This is a genomic window from Flammeovirgaceae bacterium (assembly GCA_015180985.1).
GTDB lineage: Bacteria > Bacteroidota > Bacteroidia > Cytophagales > Cyclobacteriaceae > UBA2336.
Map to the genome: position 1 here is coordinate 848,401 of CP054185.1, position 23,245 is coordinate 871,645.

At 46.0% G+C, this 23,245-nt stretch carries 27 protein-coding genes; 15 read left to right on the forward strand and 12 right to left on the reverse strand.

The features are described 5' to 3' along the window. Positions 1-15 precede the first annotated feature (15 nt). Both purE and HRU69_04070 read right to left on the reverse strand, forming a co-directional pair. Positions 16-528, reverse strand: a complete 513-nt coding sequence (gene purE / locus HRU69_04065) for a 5-(carboxyamino)imidazole ribonucleotide mutase (protein ID QOI96714.1) — start codon at positions 526-528, stop codon at positions 16-18. Beyond that, positions 525-1,664 carry a 5-(carboxyamino)imidazole ribonucleotide synthase gene (locus tag HRU69_04070; GenBank protein QOI96715.1) on the reverse strand — a complete coding sequence of 380 codons (1,140 nt, stop codon included), beginning with the start codon at positions 1,662-1,664 and terminating at the stop codon, positions 525-527. The genes purE and HRU69_04070 overlap by 4 nt, the downstream gene beginning before the upstream one ends. Positions 1,665-1,766: 102 nt before the next feature. Between HRU69_04070 and HRU69_04075 the strand changes: the two genes are divergently transcribed. Together HRU69_04075 and HRU69_04080 are read left to right on the forward strand one after the other, a co-directional pair. Next, complete coding sequence (locus HRU69_04075; protein QOI96716.1) at positions 1,767-2,309, forward strand: hypothetical protein; 543 nt, start codon at positions 1,767-1,769, stop codon at positions 2,307-2,309. A gap of 7 nt (positions 2,310-2,316) precedes the next feature. Further along, positions 2,317-3,021, forward strand: a complete 705-nt coding sequence (locus HRU69_04080; protein ID QOI96717.1) for a PrsW family intramembrane metalloprotease — start codon at positions 2,317-2,319, stop codon at positions 3,019-3,021. 8 nt (positions 3,022-3,029) lie between these two features. Here the strand turns inward: HRU69_04080 and HRU69_04085 are convergent, their stop codons facing one another. The 3 genes from HRU69_04085 to HRU69_04095 form a co-directional block, all read right to left on the reverse strand. Next, entirely contained in the window at positions 3,030-4,583 is a 1,554-nt protein-coding gene (locus HRU69_04085; protein ID QOI96718.1) for an Rne/Rng family ribonuclease, read from the reverse strand. A 211-nt stretch (positions 4,584-4,794) separates the two neighbouring features. Then, the gene (locus HRU69_04090; protein QOI96719.1) at positions 4,795-5,598 is read right to left on the reverse strand and encodes a tetratricopeptide repeat protein; all 804 of its coding nucleotides are present in this window, start codon (positions 5,596-5,598) and stop codon (positions 4,795-4,797) included. A gap of 21 nt (positions 5,599-5,619) precedes the next feature. Then, positions 5,620-5,928, reverse strand: coding sequence for an integration host factor subunit beta (locus HRU69_04095; protein QOI96720.1), 309 nt, complete (start codon positions 5,926-5,928; stop codon positions 5,620-5,622). 96 nt (positions 5,929-6,024) lie between these two features. Between HRU69_04095 and mutY the strand changes: the two genes are divergently transcribed. The 5 genes from mutY (at position 6,025) to HRU69_04120 (ending at position 10,727) form a co-directional block, all read left to right on the forward strand. After that, entirely contained in the window at positions 6,025-7,080 is a 1,056-nt protein-coding gene (gene mutY / locus HRU69_04100; protein QOI98818.1) for an A/G-specific adenine glycosylase, read from the forward strand. A gap of 112 nt (positions 7,081-7,192) precedes the next feature. After that, complete coding sequence (ssb, locus tag HRU69_04105) at positions 7,193-7,639, forward strand: single-stranded DNA-binding protein (GenBank protein ID QOI96721.1); 447 nt, start codon at positions 7,193-7,195, stop codon at positions 7,637-7,639. Positions 7,640-7,663: 24 nt separating this feature from the next. After that, a complete protein-coding gene (gene gldE, locus HRU69_04110; GenBank protein QOI96722.1) occupies positions 7,664-8,977 on the forward strand; it encodes a gliding motility-associated protein GldE in 1,314 nt (437 codons plus the stop codon). A gap of 4 nt (positions 8,978-8,981) precedes the next feature. Continuing rightward, complete coding sequence (gene gldD, locus HRU69_04115) at positions 8,982-9,572, forward strand: gliding motility lipoprotein GldD (GenBank protein ID QOI96723.1); 591 nt, start codon at positions 8,982-8,984, stop codon at positions 9,570-9,572. Continuing rightward, on the forward strand, positions 9,573-10,727 hold the full coding sequence (locus HRU69_04120; protein ID QOI96724.1) for an aminotransferase class V-fold PLP-dependent enzyme: 1,155 nt from the start codon (positions 9,573-9,575) through the stop codon (positions 10,725-10,727). It begins immediately after the preceding gene. On the opposite strand, the gene HRU69_04125 is transcribed toward HRU69_04120, so the two are convergent. Next, positions 10,720-11,289: a 2'-5' RNA ligase family protein gene (locus HRU69_04125; protein QOI96725.1), complete on the reverse strand. Its 570-nt coding sequence runs from the start codon at positions 11,287-11,289 to the stop codon at positions 10,720-10,722. The two genes, HRU69_04120 and HRU69_04125, sit on opposite strands and share 8 nt — an antisense overlap. Positions 11,290-11,405: 116 nt before the next feature. On the opposite strand from HRU69_04125, the gene HRU69_04130 reads away from it, so the two are divergent. Together HRU69_04130 and HRU69_04135 are read left to right on the forward strand one after the other, a co-directional pair. Continuing rightward, on the forward strand, positions 11,406-11,633 hold the full coding sequence (locus tag HRU69_04130; protein QOI96726.1) for a hypothetical protein: 228 nt from the start codon (positions 11,406-11,408) through the stop codon (positions 11,631-11,633). Beyond that, positions 11,617-12,099 (forward strand): hypothetical protein, encoded by a 483-nt coding sequence (locus HRU69_04135; GenBank protein QOI96727.1) that lies wholly within the window; start codon positions 11,617-11,619, stop codon positions 12,097-12,099. Before HRU69_04130 ends, HRU69_04135 begins: the two co-directional genes overlap by 17 nt. 5 nt (positions 12,100-12,104) lie before the next feature. Here the strand turns inward: HRU69_04135 and HRU69_04140 are convergent, their stop codons facing one another. Beyond that, a complete protein-coding gene (locus tag HRU69_04140) occupies positions 12,105-14,267 on the reverse strand; it encodes a S9 family peptidase (GenBank protein QOI96728.1) in 2,163 nt (720 codons plus the stop codon). A 207-nt stretch (positions 14,268-14,474) separates the two neighbouring features. Between HRU69_04140 and HRU69_04145 the strand changes: the two genes are divergently transcribed. Next, positions 14,475-14,888 carry a DUF1801 domain-containing protein gene (locus tag HRU69_04145; protein ID QOI96729.1) on the forward strand — a complete coding sequence of 138 codons (414 nt, stop codon included), beginning with the start codon at positions 14,475-14,477 and terminating at the stop codon, positions 14,886-14,888. On the opposite strand, the gene HRU69_04150 is transcribed toward HRU69_04145, so the two are convergent. Beyond that, positions 14,885-15,439, reverse strand: coding sequence for a DUF2911 domain-containing protein (locus HRU69_04150; protein QOI96730.1), 555 nt, complete (start codon positions 15,437-15,439; stop codon positions 14,885-14,887). The two genes, HRU69_04145 and HRU69_04150, sit on opposite strands and share 4 nt — an antisense overlap. A gap of 254 nt (positions 15,440-15,693) precedes the next feature. Between HRU69_04150 and HRU69_04155 the strand changes: the two genes are divergently transcribed. Together HRU69_04155 and HRU69_04160 are read left to right on the forward strand one after the other, a co-directional pair. Then, positions 15,694-16,230, forward strand: a complete 537-nt coding sequence (locus HRU69_04155; protein QOI96731.1) for a TIGR00730 family Rossman fold protein — start codon at positions 15,694-15,696, stop codon at positions 16,228-16,230. A gap of 40 nt (positions 16,231-16,270) precedes the next feature. Next, positions 16,271-17,506 (forward strand): aspartyl protease family protein, encoded by a 1,236-nt coding sequence (locus HRU69_04160; protein QOI96732.1) that lies wholly within the window; start codon positions 16,271-16,273, stop codon positions 17,504-17,506. Here HRU69_04160 and HRU69_04165 read toward each other — a convergent pair. Next, positions 17,503-17,979 carry a hypothetical protein gene (locus tag HRU69_04165; GenBank protein ID QOI96733.1) on the reverse strand — a complete coding sequence of 159 codons (477 nt, stop codon included), beginning with the start codon at positions 17,977-17,979 and terminating at the stop codon, positions 17,503-17,505. The genes HRU69_04160 and HRU69_04165 overlap by 4 nt on opposite strands. Before the next feature lie 113 nt (positions 17,980-18,092). Between HRU69_04165 and HRU69_04170 the strand changes: the two genes are divergently transcribed. Further along, a complete protein-coding gene (locus tag HRU69_04170) occupies positions 18,093-19,205 on the forward strand; it encodes an FAD-dependent monooxygenase (protein QOI96734.1) in 1,113 nt (370 codons plus the stop codon). On the opposite strand, the gene HRU69_04175 is transcribed toward HRU69_04170, so the two are convergent. Next, on the reverse strand, positions 19,202-20,086 hold the full coding sequence (locus tag HRU69_04175) for a UbiA family prenyltransferase (protein ID QOI96735.1): 885 nt from the start codon (positions 20,084-20,086) through the stop codon (positions 19,202-19,204). The genes HRU69_04170 and HRU69_04175 overlap by 4 nt on opposite strands. A 51-nt stretch (positions 20,087-20,137) precedes the next feature. On the opposite strand from HRU69_04175, the gene HRU69_04180 reads away from it, so the two are divergent. Both HRU69_04180 and HRU69_04185 read left to right on the forward strand, forming a co-directional pair. Further along, on the forward strand, positions 20,138-21,232 hold the full coding sequence (locus tag HRU69_04180; GenBank protein ID QOI96736.1) for a type III polyketide synthase: 1,095 nt from the start codon (positions 20,138-20,140) through the stop codon (positions 21,230-21,232). Then, positions 21,229-21,933 (forward strand): methyltransferase domain-containing protein, encoded by a 705-nt coding sequence (locus HRU69_04185; GenBank protein QOI96737.1) that lies wholly within the window; start codon positions 21,229-21,231, stop codon positions 21,931-21,933. The genes HRU69_04180 and HRU69_04185 overlap by 4 nt, the downstream gene beginning before the upstream one ends. 5 nt (positions 21,934-21,938) lie before the next feature. On the opposite strand, the gene HRU69_04190 is transcribed toward HRU69_04185, so the two are convergent. After that, the gene (locus HRU69_04190) at positions 21,939-22,424 is read right to left on the reverse strand and encodes a hypothetical protein (GenBank protein QOI96738.1); all 486 of its coding nucleotides are present in this window, start codon (positions 22,422-22,424) and stop codon (positions 21,939-21,941) included. Between the two features lie 19 nt (positions 22,425-22,443). Then, a complete protein-coding gene (locus tag HRU69_04195; GenBank protein QOI96739.1) occupies positions 22,444-23,214 on the reverse strand; it encodes a hypothetical protein in 771 nt (256 codons plus the stop codon). Between the last annotated feature and the right edge of the window lie 31 nt (positions 23,215-23,245).

The following is a 23,245-nucleotide window of genomic DNA, read 5'->3' on the forward strand; positions in this document are numbered from 1 at the left end:
AATTTCTGAACAATGTCAGGCGAGTTTGCGCCATCCCTTCTTTTCGATATCGCGGGCTGATGTTTCTACTTTTGTTTGAAGACTTTTTTTAAATGCATCCAGTTTGCCGGCTACAGTCTTATCAACCGAGCCAATAACCTGCGCGGCCAGAATACCCGCATTACGCGCACCATTTAAGGCTACCGTGGCAACCGGCACGCCTGAGGGCATTTGCAGAATGGATAATACGGAGTCCCACCCGTCAATGGAGTTGGAGGATTTAACCGGCACACCGATTACCGGCAACGAGGTGATGGAAGCCACCATGCCGGGCAGGTGAGCCGCACCGCCTGCTCCGGCTATAATAACTTTAAGACCTTTTTTGCGGGCATTTGTTGCATACTCAACCATGCGCAAGGGCGTACGGTGTGCCGACACTACGGTAAGCTCGTAAGGCACCCCCAGTTCTTCAAGTGCTTCAGCCGCTTCTTTCATCACCTTCAAATCCGACTGGCTGCCCATGATTATACCCACTACCGGTTTTTTCATGCAATAACTTTAAGAGTTCGCTTTACAAAGTTCACTTTCTCGCGCAAACTGGCAATATCCGGATCTACAATCGTTACATGGCCCATTTTGCGGAATGGTTTAGTTACCTTTTTTCCATACAAATGCACGTGCACACCGGGCGTGCCGATTACTTTTTCAAATCCCTTATACCGGGCCGGGCCGGTGTAGCCGGGCTCTCCCAGCAAGTTCACCATCGCACTCGGTAACAGCAGGTGGGTCTCGCCCAACGGAAGGCCGAGTAGTGCCCGCAGATGTTGTTCATATTGCGATGTGGCGTTTGCTTCGATAGTATGATGACCGCTGTTGTGGGGACGGGGCGCGATTTCGTTGATTAGAATTTCGCCTTTTTTGGTTACAAACATCTCCACAGCAAGCAGACCCACCATTTTTAGTTCATTAATTGTTTTGCACGCAACAGCTTCTGCTTCCTGCTTAATGGCCCGATTGAGTTGAGCAGGCGCATAAAGGTATTCCACAAGGTTTTTTTCCGGATGAAAAACCATCTCCACAGGAGGGTAAGACTTTATTTCTCCATGCTCGTTCCGTGCAACGATAACCGAAATTTCCTTTTCAAAGTCAACAAACTGCTCAAGCAAACCCGGAGCGTCAAATGCCTTACGCAGATCTTTTGTTGAGCGGATAACCTGAACACCCCGGCCATCGTAACCTTCGCGTCCGAGCTTATGAACGGCCGGTAAAAAATCCTTGTACTTTTTTACATCCGCACGGCTTTCAGTAAGGTAAAAGGGCGAAGTGGGCAGGCCGCATTCGCGATAGAAAATCTTTTGAGTGCGTTTGTCTTGTATCAGTTCAATAACTTCGGGCTGCGGGTAAACTCTTTTGCCTTTTTTTACCAGCTCCTTCAACGCCCGGGTGTTTACATTTTCTATTTCGATGGTGATAATATCGCAGGCCTCACCAAATTTCATCACGGTACGGTAGTCAGTAAGTTTACCTTCCCGAAATGGGGCCAATCCGCTGCAGGGCGCTTCGCTGTCCGGATCGAGTACACGAAAGGAAAGGTTAAAATCTATGCCCGACTGGATGAGCATGCGGCCAAGCTGGCCGCCCCCCAGGATACCAATGGTAAAATTTTGTTGAAACTGCCGGCTCACCTTGTAACTGTGGCCTAAATTTAGAGAGTTTCAGTTATAACTCGTTATGAATACCCAGTGTAATGCCTAATAGTATTTTTGATCTTTTCATTACCTTCAACCATGAAAAGACCAATTCTTATTATACACTTTGCATTATTGTTTTTAGCACCGGTTTCGGCACAGGTAATCGGCACTACTTTTCCATTAATGGAAGCTGAAACCGTGGAAGATAAAAAAGTGACGTTGCCAGAAGCAGTTAAAGGAAAGTATACGTTGCTTGGACTGGCCTATTCCAAAAAATCTGAAGATGAGTTGAATACGTGGTTTCAGCCGGTATTTGAAAAGTTTATTCAGAAGAACAAGGGCTTGTTTGAGGGATTCGGGTACGATGTTCACGTGTACTTTATCCCCATGTTTACCGGTGTTAATGCGGCCGCTACAGGTACAGCCAAGCGCAAGGCCATTAAAAATGTTGATCCGCAGCTGCTGCCATACATCCTTTTTTACAAAGGAGAACTAAAGCCCTATAAAGATGCACTTGATTTTGAGAAGAAAGACATCCCGTACTTCTTTGTGCTGGATAAAGAAGGTAAGATTCTTTACGCCACCAGCGGTAAGTACAGTGTTTCAAAAATGGATGAAGTAGAAAAAGTCCTCGAATAGGTATTCAATGGATATCCTTATCCTGCTTGCGCTTGCTTTAGCCCCCGGTATTGCCATTGGGATCTATATCTACCTTAAAGATCATCATGAACGGGAGCCGATTGGTTTATTGCTCACCAGTTTTTCCTACGGTGCACTGAGTACGCTGGTAACCTTTGCCATAAGCTGGCCGCTGGAATTCCTCGTCTTCCTAAAAGAAGATAGCGTAACCGATCAGTTTACCAATGCCTTTTTCAAAGTTGCATTGGTTGAAGAGTTCAGCAAATTCATTTTTATCCGGTTTATTCTCTATCCAAATAAAAATTTCAATGAACCGTTTGACGGCATTGTGTATGCCACCATGGTGGGCATGGGGTTTGCAACTTTTGAAAACATCCTGTATGTTTTTCACTATGGCGTGCCCACAGGCATTCTTCGCATGTTCACTGCAGTACCCGCGCACGCCTGCTTCGCGGTGCTAATGGGGTATTTTCTCGGTAAGGCTAAGTTTACACACCGTAAAGAAATTTACTATTCGATTGTTGCTTTGCTGGTTGCTACTGCTTTTCACGGAGCGTACGACTACTTCTGGTTTATTTCTTTTGTACCAGGTATTTGGATTGGTGCGATAATATCTCTGATTGTTGCGTTGGCGCTCTCTAAAAAAGCCATCTTGCTTCATCAGCAATCTTCACCGTTTATTAATGCAGACTCAACCCGAAACAATTCGTAATAAACTGCTCAGGAGTTTAGCTCAATCTCCTCCCCTTCCTTACTGAGGAATTTAAACTCCGTTATACCCACCGAAGAATCAACCTCCATGTTCACCCAGCGTTTGTATTTAAAAAACCATTTCACCCGTTGCGAAAAAATGCCTTTGGTAAAATAGGAGTGTAAATACGGATGAAGTGCCAAAACCAGTTGCCGCTGGTTTTGCTTCACCAGCAGGTAATCCAGCGTTTTCTCAATCTGGTCCGATACCAAAATTGAGGCGCCAATTTTACCGGTACCATTGCAGGTCGGGCACACTTCTTTGGTGGCAATATTTACCTGAGGGCGAACCCGCTCACGGGTAATCTGCATTAATCCGAATTTCGAAAGCGGCAGAACGGTGGACTTGGCTTTGTCTTTTTCCATCTCCTCTTTCATGATCTTATGGATCTGCTTTTTATTATCGTGGTTCTTCATGTCGATGAAATCAACCACAATAATGCCTCCCATATCGCGCAGGCGAAGCTGGCGGGCAATTTCTTTAGCCGCCTCTATGTTAACCGAAAGAGCTGTGTTTTCCTGGTTCTCTTCGCGGTTCGATTTATTTCCGCTGTTCACATCAATTACGTGCAGGGCTTCGGTGTGCTCAATAATCAGATACCCTCCGCCTTTTAAACTCACCGTTTGACCAAACGCTGATTTGATCTGCTTTTCAATGCCGTAATGTTCAAAGATTTTAACCCGTCCGGTATAGAATTTTACAATCTTCTCCTGTTCTGGTGAAATGGTGCGGATATAAGCCCGGATTTCTTCATAAATCTTCTTGTCATCAACATGAATGTTGTCGAACGATTCGTTTAATAAATCGCGTACCAGCGAAGAGGTTTTGTTCAACTCGCCAATCAGTTTGTCGTTCGGTTGGGCCGTGGGCAGCCGGGTGATGCCTTCTTCCCAGGTTTTAACCAGGTTGCGCAGGTCGCGATCCAGATCGGCCACTTCCACGCCCTCGGCAACTGTGCGAACGATCACACCGAAATTTTCGGGTTTAATCGATTGGATAAGGCGCAGCAGGCGCTTGCGTTCATCGCTGCTGGTAATCTTTTTTGACACGTTAACCGTGTTGGAAAAGGGCACGAGCACCAGGTAGCGCCCGGCAAGGGAGAGTTCACAGGACAGTCGCGGGCCCTTGGTCGAGATAGGTTCCTTTACAATTTGCACCGGTATGAGCTGGCCCTTGGCCAGTTGCTGGCCTATTTTGCCATGCTTGTCAATATCCGGTTCGAGCGTAAATTTTTCCAGCTTGCCGAAAATTTTCCGGGCACGCACCAGTTTGGTAAACTTCTGTAGCGAACTGAACTGCGGTCCCAGGTCGAGGTAATGAAGGAATGCATCCTTATCATACCCCACATCAATGAAGGCTGCGTTTAACCCCTGCACCACTTTTTTAACGGTGCCCAGGTAAATATCACCCACGGTGAACTTGCTGCCCTCGGTTTCCTGATGGAATTCAACAAGTGTTTTATCCCGAAGAAGAGCTATACGACATCCGTCCTGAGCATTGCTTATTATTAGTTCATTGCTCACAACGTATCAGATTAAATGTGTATAGATTTCGGATAAGCCACCCGCCAGCCGGGCGGGTGGCTTCCCTGGCTTACTTCTTCTTATGTCTGTTCTTTCTCAAGCGCTTTTTACGCTTGTGCGTAGCCATTTTGTGCTTCTTTCTTTTTTTTCCGCTTGGCATAATTGTTAATGTTTTAACCCATGCCCGCTGTGGCAGGGGTTGGTTTTTAATTTATTTCAAGTCGTTCAGATACGAATCTGCGGTTGCCTGCACTGCAGGATCGGTATCCAGTTGTTTTACTTTTTCAAACTGTTCACGGGCTTTCCTCCTGTCGCCTGTGTTCATGTAAGCCACCCCCAACAACAATAACCCCTGCACATGGTTTGGGTTTACCACAGTAAGCTCCGTTAACCGTTCTATGGCACGGTCATACTGGCCCGACTGGATGGACAACATGCCCAGGTTGAACAAGGCCGTTTCGTTTTTCGGATCGGCCGCCAGCACTTCGCGCAGCAGGGTAATGCCCTGCATGGGGTTGGCCGATGACATATAGGTCATCGCCAGTTTTGATTTTACATCCAGGTTAGCAGGTTGCGCTGCCAACACTTTTGCAAAATACTCCTGTGCTTTTTGGGCCAGTTCACCTTGCCTGCTTTCGTCCGTAGCAAAGGTATAGGCCTCGTAATAGGCGTTTCCGGCTTTTGCCCAGCTTTCCAGTGTATTAAAGAACGTTGCAGCCTTTTCAGCAAACCAGGCAGCACTATCAAACCTGCCTGCTTTGCTGTATAATGCTGCCAGCGAATCGGCAAAGATAGCATTTTTTTCTGCGGTACTGGTCTGATAAGCCCTTCTTACCTGGACAATAGTCTGTTTCAATTGCTGCGGTACCTGGTGTGGATCGGTAGCTGTAGGTTGACCGGATGAGTCGGACTGAATAGTTTGTTCATCGTTGCGAACAACTGCTTTGGGCAGCATAAATAAGGCAGCGATCAATGCGGCACTGATCACGACAAGGATAATTCTGTTTTTAAGCATGGGGGTTCAGCGGGCCTGTGGTCAGGCCTTTTCAGCAAGCTGTTTTACTTTATCGCTGTTTTTGATTTTGCTCACAAAAATCTTGGCGGGCTTAAAACTGGGCACATAGTGTTCATCAATCACCAGGGCTGTGTTACGCGAAATGTTCCGGGCAATTTTTTTCTTCCTTTTTTTATTAATGAAACTGCCGAACCCACGAATGTAAATATTGTGGCCGTTGGCCATGTTGCTTTTAATAACACTGAAGAAGGCTTCTACCGAAGCCGTTACATCAGCTTTATCTACTCCGGTCTTTTCAGCGATTTCGTTAATAATATCTGCTTTGGTCACAGTGGTAAATTTTAATTTCTGCTTTTTCGGGAGGCCAAAGTTAATTTGTGGCTTCAGATTTAAAAATGAATATTGAAAAAATTGATAATCAGGAGGATGGACAATCGTTATTTCTCTCAAAAAGTCGTTGAATGGTACCTGAAAAACAAACGGAATCTACCCTGGCGCAACACTACCGACCCGTATAAAGTCTGGCTTTCCGAAATAATTCTGCAACAAACCCGCGTTGAACAGGGCCTTCCTTACTACAGCTTGTTTATCAAAAAATTCCCTACGGTAAAGGCGCTGGCCGCTGCACCGGCACAACTGGTATTGCGGGCGTGGCAGGGGCTTGGCTACTACACCCGTGCCCGTAACCTGCACCGGTGCGCGCACATCGTTGCGCAGCAGTTGAACGGAAAATTTCCCGACAATTATGCCGCCCTGCTTACGTTGCCGGGCATTGGAAACTACACAGCCGCTGCCATTGCCTCCATTTGTTTTAATGAACCCGTTGCCGTGGTGGATGGAAACGTTTTTCGCGTATTGGCCCGGGTGTTTGGTATTTATGAGCCGATTAATTCCGTTTCAGGTAAACAACGCTTTAATGAGTTAGCCAATATACTGATTGATAAAGAGCGGCCCGCTTTATTCAATCAGGCGATAATGGAATTCGGAGCGCTGCACTGCACACCGCGAAATCCCCTTTGTGCAGATTGCATATTTAAAAAACAATGCGTTGCCTATGCCGGTATCCTGCAAACTGAGTTGCCGGTGAAGATTAAAAAGAAACCCGCACGTAACCGGTACTTTACATATGTGGTTTTTCGTAAGGGAAACTTTTTATTTATGAATAAGCGATCGGCCGGTGACATCTGGCAGTCGTTGTATGATTTTTATCTTGTTGAAGGGCGGTCTCAAAAGCTAACTTTGGCATGGTTTAAAAAACACCATACCGAACTTGCTCCGCTGCTAACGCAAGTAAAACAACCCGGGGCAACCCGGTGGTACCGGCACAACCTCAGCCATCAAAAAATATTTGCCCGTTTTCTGGTGGTTAACGGAGTTCCCGATAAAAAACTCGGACTGCGAAAATTCAGTCTGAAAACCGTGGAAAACCTGCCAAAACCCGTGCTTATCAGCCGATTTTTGAAGGACGCTCAACTTTTATAGTTGCCCCCGTATTGGTATTTTTGCTGCCCAGTTGGTTGTCATTGCAGGGCACACAGGCACGTATGCCGGGCAATGACTTCTGTTTTATAGCACGAAATGAAAATATACCCGTATGTCAGGAGTAAATAAAGTAATACTTGTTGGTAGGCTCGGAAAAGATCCGGAAGTGAGGAATTTAGAAAGTGGCGTTTCAGTAGCAAACTTTACAGTGGCTACCTCAGAAACATACCGTGACAGAACCACAGGCGAGAAAAAGGAAATTACGGATTGGCACAATGTTGTGTTGTGGAGGGGGCTTGCTGAAGTAGCACAAAAATACCTGCATAAAGGCGACCTGGTGTACATCGAAGGAAAACTGAAAACCCGTTCATGGGAAAAGGATGGTGTAACACGCTACACAACCGAGGTTGTGGCCGATAATATGACGATGCTTTCAACCCGCGGCAGCAATACCGCTGTTTCCTCTGAAAATCAAGGCTATGCTTCACCCAAAAATACCAGCACCGAAAGCATGCCGCTCCCGGCCGACACGGGTGGTACGGACGACTTGCCTTTTTAAGTAAATCCTTAACGCTAAAAACCGTTGGACGAGCCTCCCAGTCAACCCTTGTTACAAGTGTTATCGGGTATTAACCCGATGGTGGTGATAAGTCTGGCCGTTATTTTTCTGCTGCTGATTATCTCGGGGCTGGTTTCCGCCTCCGAAGTGGCTTTTTTTTCACTTAAGCCGGATGACCTGGATCGGTGCCGCGACCGCAACTCAAAATCCGACCGCGCCATCATCGATTTATTAAATAATCCGCGTCAGTTGTTGGCCACCATTTTAATTATGAACAACACGGTAAACGTGGGGATCGTAACCATATCAACTTTTCTGATGTGGGAACTGGCCGGCACCCGCAGGCCCGAGGAATTGATTGTGCTGGGCGTAACCCTGGCCGTAACCATTGCCATCACCTTTTTCGGTGAAATCCTCCCGAAAGTATATGCTACCAAGCACAACATCAGCATGGCACAACTGATGGCCGGGCTGTGGCGTATTTTAATTGCTTTGTTTAAGCCTGTGGCCACACCGCTTATGAAGATGAGCAACCTTGTTGAAAAACGATTTGAAAAGAAGGGCTACCAGGCTACCGTGGAAGAACTGCACCAGGCCCTTGAAATTGCCACCAGCACCGATGAAACCACCCGCGAAGAAAAAGAAATTCTGAAAGGCATTGTAAACTTTGGTACGATAACCGTTAAGCAAATTATGCAATCGCGGGTTGATATTGCTGCAGTTGACATGGAGAAAAATTATCATGAACTGGTGGACTATATCCGGGGTTATGGTTTTTCGCGGATGCCGGTATATCGGGAAACACTCGATAAAGTAGAGGGCGTGCTGCATATTAAAGACCTGCTGCCCTTTATTGACCGGGAGCCCGGTTTTAAATGGCAGTCGTTGATAAGGCCCGGGTTTTTTGTTCCTGAAACCAAAAAAATTGATTCGTTGCTGAAGGATTTCCAGGAAAAGCATGTGCATATGGCTATTGTGGTGGATGAGTATGGGGGGACCTCCGGCCTGATTACGCTTGAAGATGTAATTGAGGAAATTATTGGGGAGATAAACGATGAGTTTGACGAGGCCGGTCAGAAATTTCAACGGTTAGACGAGCTAAACTTTATCTTTGAAGGACGAATTACCCTTCATGACTTTTGTAAGGCCCTGGATATACCTGCCGATACATTTGATGATGTACGCGGAGAAAGTGAATCACTGGGCGGGCTAATCCTTGAATTAAACGAAGGGTTTCCTGCAGTGGGCGATCGCATTGCGTATCGCCAGTTTACCTTCACTGTTGAATCGCTTGATAAAAAGCGAATCAGGCGGGTGCGCGTAACCATATCGGAATAGCCACATGACCATCACAAAAATCTCATTGGTACTGTGCATGATTTGCCTCGTTACCGGCTGCCAGCGCGAATTCCTGCCAAAACCCATCGGCTACAACCGCCTTGTGATGCCTGACCCTGAGTACCTTCCGCTACCCGATTCGCTGCCGTACTCATTTGAATATTCCCGTCATGCCCGGCTGCTGGCCGATACTTCGGGTTTCAGTGAACGGTACTGGATTGAACTGTATTATCCTCTTTTAAAATCAAATATTCATATCACCTACAAGCCTATTCAAAACAGCGAGCAACTGCTGAAAGAGTTTGTAAACGATGCCTACACGTTAGCGGCCAAACACCAGATAAAAGCCTACGCCATTGATGAGGTGATTGTAAAAACACCTTCGGGCAAAACCGCGGTGGTGGTAGAGTTACAGGGCGAAGTGCCCAGCCAGATGCAGTTTACCATTACCGATTCTACCCGAAATTTTCTACGCGGTGCGCTTTACTTCAACACCAAAGTGCACAACGATTCACTGAAGCCGGCCATTGAGTATATGAAAAAAGATATTATGCATTTGATTAATACCTTCGCCTGGAAACCTGTTAAAAAGTAAATGTTTACATCCAAACGCAACAAGTTTACTTTACCGCCCGCCATTGTATACCTCAACTGCGCCTATATGTCGCCCCTGCTGAAAAGCGTGGAGAAGGTCGGTATCCGAGCGATTCGGAAAAAGAGAAATCCGGCAATGATAACGGTTGATGATTTTTTCACAGACACTGAATTGCTGCGTGCTGCATACGCTCAGCTCATCAATGCACCGGAGCCAAGGCGCATCGTTATTATACCCTCCGTTTCATATGGAATGGCCAATGTGGTTAAAAACCTGCCGATCAAACGCGGTGAACATATTATTGTAGCCTCCGAACAATTTCCCAGCAATTATTACCCCTGGAAAAGCTTATGCGATGACACGGGTGCAGAGATAACCGTTGTATCACCCCCTGATGGGTTTGTTAATCGTGGCAAACAATGGAATGAACGCATCCTTGAAACCATCAACAACAAAACAAAAGCAGTGGCCATTGGCCATGTGCATTGGGCTGACGGTACCCGTTTTGATTTGGAGGCCATCCGCAAACGTACCAGAGAGGTTGGCGCATTGCTGATAATTGATGGAACCCAATCGGTAGGCGCGCTGCCATTTGATGTGCAAACTATCCAGCCCGATGCGCTTATTTGTGCCGGCTACAAGTGGCTGCTCGGCCCGTACTCTATCGGCCTGGCTTACTATGGAGAATTTTTTGACAATGGTAAGCCGGTGGAAGAAAACTGGATAAACCGCAGTGCCAGTGAAGATTTTGCCGGGCTTGTGAATTACAAAGACACCTACCAGCCGGGATCACTCCGCTATGAAGTTGGAGAACACAGTAATTTCATTCTGGTGCCCATGCTGCTAAAGGCCATTCAGCAACTCAATAACTGGAAGCCTGACAGAATACAGGAATACTGCAGCCAGCTAAGCGCTCCCGCTATCGATTCGCTAAAGCACCTGGGTTACCGGATTGAAGATGCGAACTGGCGGGGCGGCCACCTGTTTGGCATTCGATTACCGGATACGGTGGCCATGGAAAAAGTTAAACAAGCGCTCCTGAAAAACAAGGTGTTTGTTTCGTACCGGGGCAATGCCATCCGGGTGGCTCCGAATGTTTATAATACCGATAATGACTTACGTAAACTGGTCAGGGTTTTAACAAAGTTCAGATAGACTGGCCCAGGTCAAACTCCTGAAAGACTTCCCAGATTTTTCCGTTATGCTTTAGCAAAGCAATTTGCTTCGCTAAAAATTCACCACCGAACGGTTTATTCTTAAACTCCTCCCACGCCATTTTAAAGGCTGTCTTTTTTAAATCGCGGAAAGCCAGTGTTACGTGTGGATGAAACGGATTGTCTTTGTGTGTGGCATTGAACAGGTTCAGCACTACTCTACAAAACCGTGAAAGTTTCTTATGCAAATTTTCCAGCGGTTCTGATTTTTGGATATCAATAAATAGTACACGCGGTGGAAAACACCCGAAGTTTTGAAAATGAATCTGAACAGGAGAACAAGCCGAAAAAAAATCACTCAGTTTGTCGGTAAGGACTTTCTCCTTTCCAGGCCGCCACTGAAACGGCATGTGCAGGGTAATGTGGGGCGGAGAATTAAGTGAAGCCCTGCTATTGTACTGGTTACTGAAATGAACTTTTAACTCCTGCGCTAATTCATGGTAGGGCTCGGGCAGTATAATTGCTATGAAATAAAGGGCTGTGCTTGTCTGATTCTTTTCCATCAACTCTTCAAAAACAAGATTTCGTTGTCTCAGGAGGAACTAAAATATACCACAAAAATCACATTGCTCTCCAACTCTTCTGCGGCTAATTTGGCCAGTATTAAACCCAAAATGACATGAGATACACTATGTTGACCTGGGCAATGGTAATAGGTTTTGCCATTTCCTGCAGTGATGATGAGGAGAAACCATACCAATGCACAGACTGCGCACTTACACCAGAAGCCGTGGCTGCGAACGACAATTCCGGTAAAGGAATTTACAAAGGACTTGTTGTTGGTTCCAGCGGCACAATTAAGTTCAACATTGCCAATAGCGGATCTACGATTGATCTTAATTCTTGACGGTGTTACCATTCCGCTGACGACTACAGCAACCTACGATATTGCCAATGGCTTTGAGGGCTACTTTACCAACTCTACCAGCAGTGTATCCATTGGATTTTACGTAACTGCCGATGGTTTGGATTATGCCGTATTTGATCTTGAGATTGACGGACATCCAGATGCCATGATTGAAGTGGTTAAAGAACTTTCAACTGCTTTGGTTAAAGTGTTCGAAGGAACCTACTCCGGTGACGGAAATGGCGCATTCAATATGCTTGCTAAGGGAAGTGAATGGGAAGTTCTGATTGATGAGGGATACCTTTTTTCAGGCGCTATAGATGAAGGCGGTAATTTATCCTGTGATTTTGATGATTGCGAGTTCATAGAAGTTACGGGCAAAATCATTGGCGATACCGCTTCCGGTAATTGGAGTTCAAATTTCGATGACGATAACGGAAAGTGGAAAGCTGAACGAACCCTATAGCTGTTCTACAGTTTTTCCAGGATGAAGTCCGTCATCATGGTGTACAGGTGGTGCCGCCTTTTGGCACCTCGTACTCCATGCGGGTCATCCGGATAGTAGAATGACCTGAATTGCTTGCCGGCATTGATGAGGGCATCCTGTAAGGCCACGGAGTTTTGAAAGTGTACATTATCGTCACCCGTTCCGTGAATGAGCAGAAAATGCCCCTGGAGCCTGTCGGCATATTTTATGGGCGAGTTGTCATCGTAGCCGCTGGCATTGTCTTTCGGCAATTGCATGTAGCGCTCGGTATAAATGTTATCGTAGTACCGCCAGTTGGTAACCGGTGCCCCGGCAATACCCAGTTTATACACGCCTGCTCCTTTTGTCATTACCAGCGATGCCATGAATCCGCCATAACTCCATCCGTAAATGCCCAGGCGCGAGCCATCCACATAGGGCAATGAAGCGAGGTATTTTCCGCCAGCCAGTAAATCCTCCAGTTCCAGCTTGCCCATTTCTTTATAGGTTTGCTTTACAAACTTTTCTCCGCGGTAGCCCGACCCGCGGGTATCCAGCGTAACCACCAGGTAGCCCTTTTGAACAAGTAATTGGCCCCAGGTATCCGGGCCGTATGCCTGGCGCACACTGGGTGCACGCGGGCCGCTGTACTGAAATACCATAACGGGGTATTTTTTTGATGGATCAAAATCGCGCGGCTTCATTATGGTTGCATCCAGTTGGGTTATGCCATCAGCCGATGGATAGGTAAAGAACTCCCGGCCTACAAGTCCGTATTCTTCCGCGCGTTTGCTGAGCGCCTCATTGGTCTCAATCACTTTCACCTGCTTGTTTCCTTTTACCTGAAACAAGGTTACCTGCAGTGGCTGCGAAGCGCTGGTAAAGTAATCAAGGTAGTATTGGTAGTCGGTGCTGAGATTGATGGTGTGCGTACCTGGCACCGAAGTTAAAGCCGTTTTCTTCTTGCCGTCATAGCTGATGGCAAAGAGCTGTCGGCCAAGGTGACCTCCTTCTGTAGAGATGTAGTACAGCGTCTTTGACTTTTCATCGGCACCCAGAAATTCAGTTACTTCCCAATCGCCCCGGGTAATCTGGTTAACCGGTTTGCCGTCAATCGTGTAGAGGTACAGGTGCTTGTACCCGCTTTGCTCGCTGGAGTGAACAAAATGCTTTCCATCATTCAGGTAGGTAAGATCATCGCAATAGTCGATATCAATATACTTATCGTTTTTTTCGGTTAGCACTACTTTGCTTGTTCCTGTACTTGCATCGGCATGAAGTATATCGAGCACATTCTGGAGGCGGCTTAACCTGCGGATAGAAAGGGTGTTTGGGTTGGTTGTCCATTTAACCCGAGGAATATAAATATCGGTTTCACTACCGATGTCGGCTTTTATTTTTTTGCCGGATGCCAAATCATAAATCCATATCTCAACCACTGAATTAGCTTCACCGGCTTTGGGATATTTAAACACGTAGTCTTCCGGGTACAGTGCACCTTTATTCCACTTTTGCATGGTGTATTGCCTCACGTTCGATTCATCGAAGCGATGGTAGGCCAGTTTCTTCCCATCGGGCGACCAGTAGAATGCTTTGGCGAAACTAAATTCCTCTTCATACACCCAGTCGGTGCTGCCGTTAATGATGTGGTTAAACTTCCCGTCATCGGTAACCTGTACTTCCTTCATGCTTGAAAGGTTAACATAAAACAGGTTGTTGCCGCGCACAAAAGCCACGTTGGCTGCATCGGGCGAAAGGGCGGCATACGATTGCTTGCCGTTTGGCGATAACTTTTGTACTGTTTTAGTTGCTAAATCATAGATGTAATATTCGGCTTTGAAGGATCTTCTGTAAATACCTTCGCGTTCCGTCATCAGCAAAAGTTTTTTCTCATCGCTGCTGAATTCATAATCCTGAATAGAAATTTTCGGTGTGAGTGCATCACCATCGCAAAGCATTTCCTCGGCCTGGCCGGTGGTTATGTTAATCCTGACAATCTTATTTCCATCCTGAGAAGAATAATACTTGCCATCTTTCATCCAGTTAATACCATACACCGAGCGTGTGGCAAACGTGTTTCGGAGGGTAAAGTCATCAACGGTGATTTGTTTTTGAGCGCTAATAGCAAGCGACTGAAGTATGAGCAGGGCTGTGATTAATTGTTTCATCCGTTAGAGGTTTAATTCTGTCTTCAAATTTTGCATTAAAAAAATTGAAATAGCAATTCAAAGGTACAGGCGGGTAAATTACCGGACGAACCGTATTGCCAATTTGCTCAACCTTGGTTACAAACAAACTGGTGTGGCAAGGAAAGATTCAATAAATACATTTGACTGTTAGCCAGGAGAACACACGTTCTTACTACTTTTAGTTCCATGAAACCCGAAAAACAGTCTGTTGATGAGATCATTACTGATTTACCCATACATGAACAGGTAATCGTGAAACGGCTTCGTTTACTTATTCTGGAATGCCTGCCTTACGCCAGGGAAAAGAACAACTACGGTGTGCCATTTTATACACGCAACCGCATGATCTGTTTCATCTGGCCGCCCAGCGTGTATTGGGGACCAAAAAAACAAGACTATGCTAACAAGGGTGTGACACTTGGATTCTGCCAGGGAAATTTAATGGCCAATGAAAACAATGTGCTAAAGGCAGAAGGACGCAAGCAAGTCTTTTGCATGTATTTTAAATCCCCGAATGATATTGATGAAAAAGTAATCCGGTCTCTGTTGTTCGAGGCTGGACTCATTGATGATGGATTCTCGAAAAAAAGAAAGGCTTAATATTCAATTGGCACAGCCACCACGATTTGATCCCACAGTAAAATCATTTCCACCTCCTCGCCCATTTTTTCAAACTGAATAGTAAACTGCTCAAATACGCGTTCCTGCTTCACGGCATGAACAGGAACGGAGAGTACATCAAGTGCCGGATCGCGGTTGGCTTCCATCTTGCTGTTAACGCCCCACTGCCCGTATTCTGAGTTAAAAATAACCGTCCAGGTTACCGAGTCGGGTATCGTCCACAGGCTGTACTTGCCGGCTGGCAATTTTTTTCCTTCAATGGTTAAGGCTTTGTTGGTTTCAAATACAGTAGCCTCGTTGGCACCGGTGCGCCATACCTTGCCATACGGTACCAACGCCCCGAAAATTTCACGGCCTTTTTTATATGGGCGATTGTATAGCACCCGCAAGCGCAACCCATTTTCTTCAAAAACCACTTCCTGCTCCGGACTAAACGATTTGGTGTGTTTGTAACGGATGTACTGAACCGTGAGCACCAGCGCAATAATGAGCACCGCGCCCACAGCCGAAAAGATCAGAAATTTCTTCATAGAATAGGGTTGTTTTGAGGGATGAACCCGGTTACTAAGCTTAAAAACAATTTCCAATTCTGCTATAAAAATTATCCCGTCAGGGCTATTTTTACAGCGCACAACCAATTTTCGCAGCTATGGATGCATCCTGGACTCCCTTTTACGTAGTTATTGCCTTGTTTGTTCTGGCCATTATCTCGCCCTGGGTTTTCCCAAATAAAATGGTGAGCAAAGACGAGCACGACAACAAGTACTAAGAGCAACCTACCCTTATGAACATTGCCGTTTTCTGCGGCTCAGCAACGGGTAAGAATTCTGTTTATGCTGATGCCGCACGAGAACTGGGTGTTTTGCTGGCGCAGCGCAACCACACCCTGGTTTATGGCGGTGGCAACATCGGGCTGATGGGCATTCTGGCCGATGCTGTATTAAACCACCATGGCAAAGTAATCGGAGTAATTCCCGGATTCCTTTTTGCAAAAGAAGTGGGCCATACCGGCCTCAGCCACCTTGAAATTGTGGGCAGTATGCATGAACGTAAGCAGCGGATGGCCGACCTTGCACATGCTTTTGTTATGATGCCGGGCGGGTGGGGCACGCTGGATGAAACTGCCGAGATTTTAACCTGGCGACAATTGGGCCTCATTAACCTTCCGGTTGGTATTCTCAACATTAACTCATTTTATAACCCGCTGATTGCGCAGATGCAGCGAATGACGGATGAAGGCTTTCTAAAACCCGTTTACCTCAATTCCGTTATCATTGAAGATTCACCGGCAGCGCTGCTCGATCGGTTAAGCCTCCTGTAAAGAAGGGCATTAAATTTAATTACCTTGTCGTAGAAACGACATGAAAAATTTTTTATTCGCTTCGCTTTTAATCGGGGTATGCCCTTGGATTACCGCTGCGCAAAATCTCGGTTTCACTATTGCAGACGGCAGGCAGCGCGTGGATATACCCATCGAGGTGGTAAACAACCTGATTGTTGTTCCGGTCATTCTCAATGAAACACTGCCGCTTAAGTTTATTGTTGATACCGGTGTTCGCACGGCCATCCTCACCCAAAAGGCATTCTCGGATATTCTTCAACTGGAATACAGCCGCAAATATTCCATATCCGGTGCAGGAGGCGAAAAGGTTATTGACGCCTACGTAACCAACAATGTTTCGCTGCGACTGCCGGGAGTGGAGGGCCGGGGGCATGCCTTGCTGGTACTGGAAGAAGATTACCTGGAACTTCGTAATTACCTCGGTACCGATGTTCATGGCATTCTCGGATATGAATTGTTCAGCCGGTTCATCGTTAAGTTTGACTACCAGAAAAAAATCATGACCTTAATGTTGCCGCAGAAATTCAAACCGGGTCGTAAGTACACGCCTATCCCCATCCGCATTCAGGACACCAAACCCTACCTGCTGGCGCCCATCAGTATTGATGAAGGCCACGCACTAAATGCAAAATTGCTGGTGGATACCGGAGCCAGCCATGGCTTAATGCTTGAACCTGAGTCGGACGAACGTATCCGGTTGCCGGAAAAAACCGTAAGCGGCACCATTGGCAGAGGACTTGGCGGCCCGATATCCGGCAAGATTGGCCGAATTGAATCAATTGAGTTGGGCGGGCGCATATTGCGCAGAGTACTCGTTAACTTCCCTGACAGTAACAGTTACTATGCCGACTCGCTATACATCGAACGGGTTGACCGCAATGGTACGCTGGGTGGTGAAATCCTGAGTCGTTTCCAGGTGATCATCAATTTCCCACAGGAGAAAATTTACCTGAAGCCCAACAGTGAGTTTAACAAAGAATTTTATTTTAACCTCAGCGGCATCAGTGTTCGGGCCAAGGGTTCATCGCTCAGTGCTTTTGAGGTATCGGAAGTGCGGCCTGCTTCCGTTGGTGAGCGTGCCGGTGTTTTGCCTGGTGATAACATTGTTGCCATTAACAACATCCCGGCCAATGAAATGAAACTCAATCAGATTAATGCCTTATTCAACTCCAGGCCCGGGCGAAAACTAAGATTGGAGATTGATCGGGCCGGTGTTAAAAAAATAATTAACCTCGTTCTCGAAAATCAGATCTAACGCAACAATTTCAACAATTCGCGCTTGCGCTTGTTATAGGCTTCTGCCAGATATTGCCGGGTTCTTCTGAGTTTTAATGAATTCCTGATTGTATTGTACAGGGCCTCCCCTGTAAGATTTCTCTTTAATACATAATCCGCTATCTCATTGGAAGGCAGGGCCTCCTCAAAGTTGGAATTTTTCAGAACCGTAATCGGCACATCTTTGGTTTTACGATTGGCCGAAAGCGTAGCCACGGTTTGGCTAAGTTCCTGCCTGCCGATGTTATCGTCTATCAGAATAAAGTTCGGACGAAACTGCAACAGCCGTTGCCAGATGCTCTTCAGGTCAAAGGCAATTTCGGCCATTACCCGATACCCAGGCACCCGTTGCAACAACTCGCGCATTTTACTCAACTCAATCGGATTGTTACCGACCAGCAGTACATTTACTGCTTTCTCCGGTTTGGGTGTAGTTTTGATATTAGTTTCCATAAGCCAACTGTAGTTTAAACATAGGAATAACAAAAAAGGTTACTCTTGCCGCATGTCTTTTTATTACCTTTTCTGAAAAAAAAATAACCAACTCAAGTAATTCTTTAAACGATTTGAAGCAGGTTGCAATTATTGGCGGAGGGTTGGGGGGGTTAATCGCTGCCATCCGGCTGGCCGGGGCTGGCGTGCCGGTAATGTTGTTCGAAAAGAAAACGTACCCCTTTCACCGCGTTTGCGGTGAATATGTGTCGAACGAAACCCTGCCTTTTCTTAAACACAACGGGCTTTTTCCTGAAAAATTTAAACCGCCTTCTATTTCCAGGTTTCAGCTGAGTGCAGCAAATGGACAAAGCACTTTTCTTCCGCTCGATCTGGGTGGCTTTGGCATCAGCCGGTACACGTTTGATCATTTTCTTTCACAGCAGGCACGCGCAGCAGGTGTTCAGCTTTTTGAACAATGCGAGGTTACTGATGTACATTTTGATACTAACCGGTTTAAAATACATACTTCAGAAAAAGTTTATGAGGCAGATGTAGCTTTGGGCTCCTTCGGAAAGCGCTCCCGGTTGGATATTCAGCTTAACCGCGACTTCATCAAGAAACGTTCACCTTACGTTGGGATTAAGCATCACATCAAAACTGATCATCCTGATGATTTAATCGCACTGCATAACTTCAACGGTGGATACCTCGGCATCAGCAACATTGAAGCCGGCAAAACCAATATGTGCTACCTGGTTCACCGCAGTTTGCTTAAACGCTACGGAGCGATTCCGGCACTCGAAAAGCATGTGCTCTTTCGAAATCCTCATATCAGGCATATTTATGCAAACGCAACATTCCTGTTCGAAAAACCGGAAGTGATAAACGAAGTTTCCTTTGCTCCGAAAGAGCCTGTTTATAACCACATGCTGATGGTGGGCGATGCAGCCGGCATGATTACGCCCCTGTGCGGCAACGGCATGGCCATGGCCATACACGCAGCCAAACTGGCTGCCGATTTGGTGTTGCAACAAATTGCCGAAAAACAATCCAGATTGTGGCTGGAAAAAAATTATGATACCGCCTGGAAGAAAATTTTTGAGGGCCGGCTGCGATATGGCCGCAGGGTACAGCATTACCTTTTCGGAAGCCCTTTGCGTTCGAATTTGGCCGTTCAACTCGCTATTCACCTGCGGCCGGTAGCCCGTTTACTGATTAAACAGTCGCACGGAGAGCCTTTTTAGAAGGCATCCAACACATGGGTCGAATCCAAAAACAGGTAAATAAAAAATCCGTTCAGGCAGGTGGCAGAAATAAAATTCATCAGCATGGTGTTGGAGTAATTCGCTTTTGATGCGTCTGTTCGTACCCGAAAGAACCAGTAACCAAAAAACAGCAGAACCGGCACCATGAAAACCAAAAACAACACGGCATACTTCAGTTGAAAATAACTGATGAACAAAAAAACAAAGCCGCCAACAGCCAGTGTAAAGATTATAGCGGTAAAATAAAAAGTGCCGTTTATGCCAAGCCGCAGGCTCATCGAAATGTCGCCCCGCTTTAAGTCTTCTTCGTGCTGGTACACCTGCGTAAGCGGATAGCTGCCCCAGAGCATCACACTGGTTAGCATGGCGGGTGTTAAAACACCCGGTCGAAGGAACTGAATGAAGGTAAAGTCATTCAGCCCTACATAGCATGTCAGAAACATGAAAAATCCCTGGAAGAAGCCGGTAATCAGCCAACCGCCAACCGGATATTTCTTTAATCGGGTTACCGGATGGCTGTATGCTTTGGAGGCCAAACCGTAAATGAAAACCATTACGGCAAAAGCGGTGTTAATTTTTACAAAAGCCAGCAGGATGGCCGCACCATCAAACAGCAATGAAATAAAGTATAAACTTTTATTTACCGGTGGCGGATTTTTAAGTCCGCCAATGCTTTTTTCATCACGGTCGAAGTAACTGTTGTACCCATTGCTTGCGGGATATAGAAAAAAATGAAGAATGATAAATACCCACAGCAGCCTGTCTTGATTAAGATTGGGAGCAAAACTGAGGCTGAATAAATAGATGGGAAGCAGAAAGTACGAAAACGGAATGCGCAAGTGTAAGAGAGACGACAACATGGTAACCGGGTTGCGAACCAAAATAGATTATTTTACGGTATTATTGAAAGCATGAGTTTTATAACCGCCATTGGTACAGCTGTTCCGGAAAACCGGTTTAGCCAGGAGGTGATCGCCAGTTTTATGATAAGGGCGATGGGCCTGAATCGCGAAGACAGCCGTAAACTACGCACCATTTTCAAAGCAAGTGGTATTGACTGGCGCCATTCGGTATTAAGTGATTATGGCAAAACAGAAAACTTTTCATTTTACCCCGAAACATTCGATCCGTTTCCTTCTACCGAAACACGCTTGGACGTATATCGCAAAAGCGCCCTGGCACTAAGTGTACAGGCTATTACCGATTGTATACATGATGCATCATTTGATTATCAATCCGTCACACATCTCATCGTAGTAAGTTGTACCGGCATGTATGCCCCCGGGCTGGATATCGACCTGGTAAAGCAAGTTGGATTACGCGAAAACATTAACCGGCTGTGCATCAACTTCATGGGTTGTTATGCAGCCTTTAATGCCATTAAAGCAGCCCATGCATTTTGTACTGCCGAACCGCATGCGCGTGTGCTGGTTGTGTGCACCGAAACCTGCAGCCTGCACTTTCAAAAAAAACCAACCGAAGATAACCTGCTGGCCAATGCCCTGTTTGCCGATGGTGCCGCAGCGCTGCTGGTTGAGAGCAACCCGCGCTCCGGTATAAATTTTCAGCCCGAAGCCTTTCATAATGCACTTGCGTACAATGGAACTGAACACATGGCCTGGAGCATTGGTAATATGGGTTTTGAAATGAAACTATCAAGCTATGTGCCCGATATCATTAAAAACGGAATCAGGAGTTTGACGGAGCACTTGCTTTCGCATTTGAAAAAGCGACTTTCGGATATAAATTACTTTGCCATTCACCCGGGCGGAAAACGCATCCTTGAGGTAATTGAAGCCCAACTGAATATACCAACCAACCAGAACCACCATGCCTATCAGGTGCTGCAGAATTACGGAAACATGTCATCGCCAACCGTGTTGTTCGTTTTAAAAAGAATTTACGATGAGCTGAACGATAAAGATGAAGGCGCCCGTGTTCTGAGTTTTGCCTTCGGTCCGGGCCTGACCATGGAAAGCATGCTATTGAAAACTGTTAAAGCATGAGCCGGTTTTTATTGCGGTCAGGGGCACCGGAAATCATGGACGATCTTGCCTGCTCAGGCGAAGTAGTTGATCAAACCCTGCGCGAACTGGAGTTTATAAACAAATGGCTGGGCGGCAATGCCATCACGTTTAGTGGTATTGATGCCTTGCTGAAAAACCGGGAGCATGCTTCCGTTTACATTGCCGACCTGGGCTGCGGAAGCGGGGAAATGCTGAAACGGATTTCGCACCGGCTGCAAGTAAAAGGAGTCAAAGCAATTTTAACCGGTATTGATGCCAACCCGAACATTATTGAGTACGCTAAGAAAAATTGTGCCGGCATCTCTGCCATACACCTGGTAACCGAAAATATTCTGACAGCCGATTTTCAGCAAAGGAAGTTTGATATTATTGTGGCCACTCTGTTCTTTCATCATTTTTCTTCGGCCCAACTCATCGATATTCTGAAACAAATAAAAAAGCAGGCTGATGTCGGTATCGTTATCAATGATCTGCACCGGCACGCGCTGGCTTACTATTCAATTAAACTGTTAACCTGGTTGTTTTCCCGCTCCGATATGGTTAAGTACGATGCGCCCCTTTCGGTATTGCGCGGTTTTACCCGTTCGGAGTTGACTCAGATTTTAAAGGAAGCCGGTATAACCAGGTTTACCATCCGCTGGAAGTGGGCCTTCCGCTGGCAGGTGGTTATACCGGCTTAATAAATTTACCGTCCAAAATAAATTGATATGCCCAGGTTTAGTCCGAAGAGCGAGCCTTCTGCATCTCCGCCATATTTGGAATAAAACAAGGAGGGCTCCAGCGCAACAATATCGGCCAGGAATAATGCATAACCCACTTCGACTGGAATAACAGAATATGAGTAATCATCTACACTGTAACTTGTAAAGCCAGCGCCCAGGAAGAAACGCCCGCCAACATAATAGCGCGCAAACGGACCGATACCAATAGTTTTTGTGTTGGTTCCAAAGGGTTTATCAACTGATGCATTTAAACCAACTGCAAGGTTATTGATAAGAAAATATCCTCCTTTAACAGAAAGATTAAATGTCACATCATCACCAGAGTCTTCATCCTGCTGGATGCCGTTCAGGCTTGATGAGCCTGCAAGAAATATTGTTCCTTTATCAATCTGAGCAAGTGCCTGACTGATAACAAAAAGGGATAGGATTACTAAAACATTTTTCTTCATGGTAGTTAAAATTTAAAAGTTATTGTCTTGTATATATTGAGATGTGTTCGTTGGCGCCTACATTAACTTTAAACCATATTTCAGTGAAATCGGTCTTGATGTAAATCCGGTAATTAACATCCGCCCAGTAAATGTATACATCATAAAATATTCGGCTGTGCATGCTTGCGATAGCCGTTTGGTTCACACTGTTGTGAATAAGGTCAAAGTCAGTTGTTGCCTCCTTGCCGGTACATACATCGGTCCCTTCACTGTAAAACACACCACCGTTTCTCTTTAATTTCAGGAAGTTGTCCTTACTGCAGTCGGCCACGCTTCCAAAAACGGTTGAGCCATTCACCCATACATCAGTTAATAAATAGATTTTGGTTTCATTGGCCAGGAAGTTCTGCATAAACGTTTCGTAAAGATTACTTCCCCCTGTACGCCTGTCAGGATAATTAGAGTCTTCTAATAACGGATTTCTAAGAAATTCTGGCCAGTTATTCAGTGAGCCGCTCTCAGCATAAGCAACTGAACCCTCCGGAAACTTGTCGTTTGCGCCAAGAATTTCACCCTGTGCATTCGTGGTAAATGTCTTTAACGGGGCTTGTCCATCAAGCCAGGCCTGGGCAGATTGGTAAACTTTAACCGTTGCATTGGGCGCACGTTGCATTTGCCCATCTATGGGCGGTGCCTCGCCATTGAAAACGGTGTAATCGAAATACCCTGGATGACCATCTCCGTCACCTCCGCAACTAAGTGCCAGGCCTGATAACAGGACGAATAAAAGGACTGAATTTTTCAGCATGGTTTGAGTTTTTTTGATTGAAAATGCAAAC

Coding starts and splice junctions, on each gene's coding strand:
- HRU69_04165 (QOI96733.1), bottom strand. CDS start 17,979: ATGGAAACTAATATCAAAACTACACCCAAACCGGAGAAAGCAGTAAAT.
- gldD (QOI96723.1), top strand. CDS start 8,982: ATGACCATCACAAAAATCTCATTGGTACTGTGCATGATTTGCCTCGTT.
- purE (QOI96714.1), bottom strand. CDS start 528: ATGAAAAAACCGGTAGTGGGTATAATCATGGGCAGCCAGTCGGATTTG.
- HRU69_04190 (QOI96738.1), bottom strand. CDS start 22,424: ATGAAGAAAAATGTTTTAGTAATCCTATCCCTTTTTGTTATCAGTCAG.
- HRU69_04080 (QOI96717.1), top strand. CDS start 2,317: ATGGATATCCTTATCCTGCTTGCGCTTGCTTTAGCCCCCGGTATTGCC.
- HRU69_04120 (QOI96724.1), top strand. CDS start 9,573: ATGTTTACATCCAAACGCAACAAGTTTACTTTACCGCCCGCCATTGTA.
- HRU69_04195 (QOI96739.1), bottom strand. CDS start 23,214: ATGCTGAAAAATTCAGTCCTTTTATTCGTCCTGTTATCAGGCCTGGCA.
- HRU69_04090 (QOI96719.1), bottom strand. CDS start 5,598: ATGCTTAAAAACAGAATTATCCTTGTCGTGATCAGTGCCGCATTGATC.
- HRU69_04180 (QOI96736.1), top strand. CDS start 20,138: ATGAGTTTTATAACCGCCATTGGTACAGCTGTTCCGGAAAACCGGTTT.
- HRU69_04155 (QOI96731.1), top strand. CDS start 15,694: ATGAACATTGCCGTTTTCTGCGGCTCAGCAACGGGTAAGAATTCTGTT.
- ssb (QOI96721.1), top strand. CDS start 7,193: ATGTCAGGAGTAAATAAAGTAATACTTGTTGGTAGGCTCGGAAAAGAT.
- HRU69_04175 (QOI96735.1), bottom strand. CDS start 20,086: ATGTTGTCGTCTCTCTTACACTTGCGCATTCCGTTTTCGTACTTTCTG.
- mutY (QOI98818.1), top strand. CDS start 6,025: ATGGACAATCGTTATTTCTCTCAAAAAGTCGTTGAATGGTACCTGAAA.
- HRU69_04160 (QOI96732.1), top strand. CDS start 16,271: ATGAAAAATTTTTTATTCGCTTCGCTTTTAATCGGGGTATGCCCTTGG.
- HRU69_04150 (QOI96730.1), bottom strand. CDS start 15,439: ATGAAGAAATTTCTGATCTTTTCGGCTGTGGGCGCGGTGCTCATTATT.
- HRU69_04140 (QOI96728.1), bottom strand. CDS start 14,267: ATGAAACAATTAATCACAGCCCTGCTCATACTTCAGTCGCTTGCTATT.
- HRU69_04145 (QOI96729.1), top strand. CDS start 14,475: ATGAAACCCGAAAAACAGTCTGTTGATGAGATCATTACTGATTTACCC.
- HRU69_04185 (QOI96737.1), top strand. CDS start 21,229: ATGAGCCGGTTTTTATTGCGGTCAGGGGCACCGGAAATCATGGACGAT.
- HRU69_04130 (QOI96726.1), top strand. CDS start 11,406: ATGAGATACACTATGTTGACCTGGGCAATGGTAATAGGTTTTGCCATT.
- HRU69_04075 (QOI96716.1), top strand. CDS start 1,767: ATGAAAAGACCAATTCTTATTATACACTTTGCATTATTGTTTTTAGCA.
- HRU69_04125 (QOI96725.1), bottom strand. CDS start 11,289: ATGGAAAAGAATCAGACAAGCACAGCCCTTTATTTCATAGCAATTATA.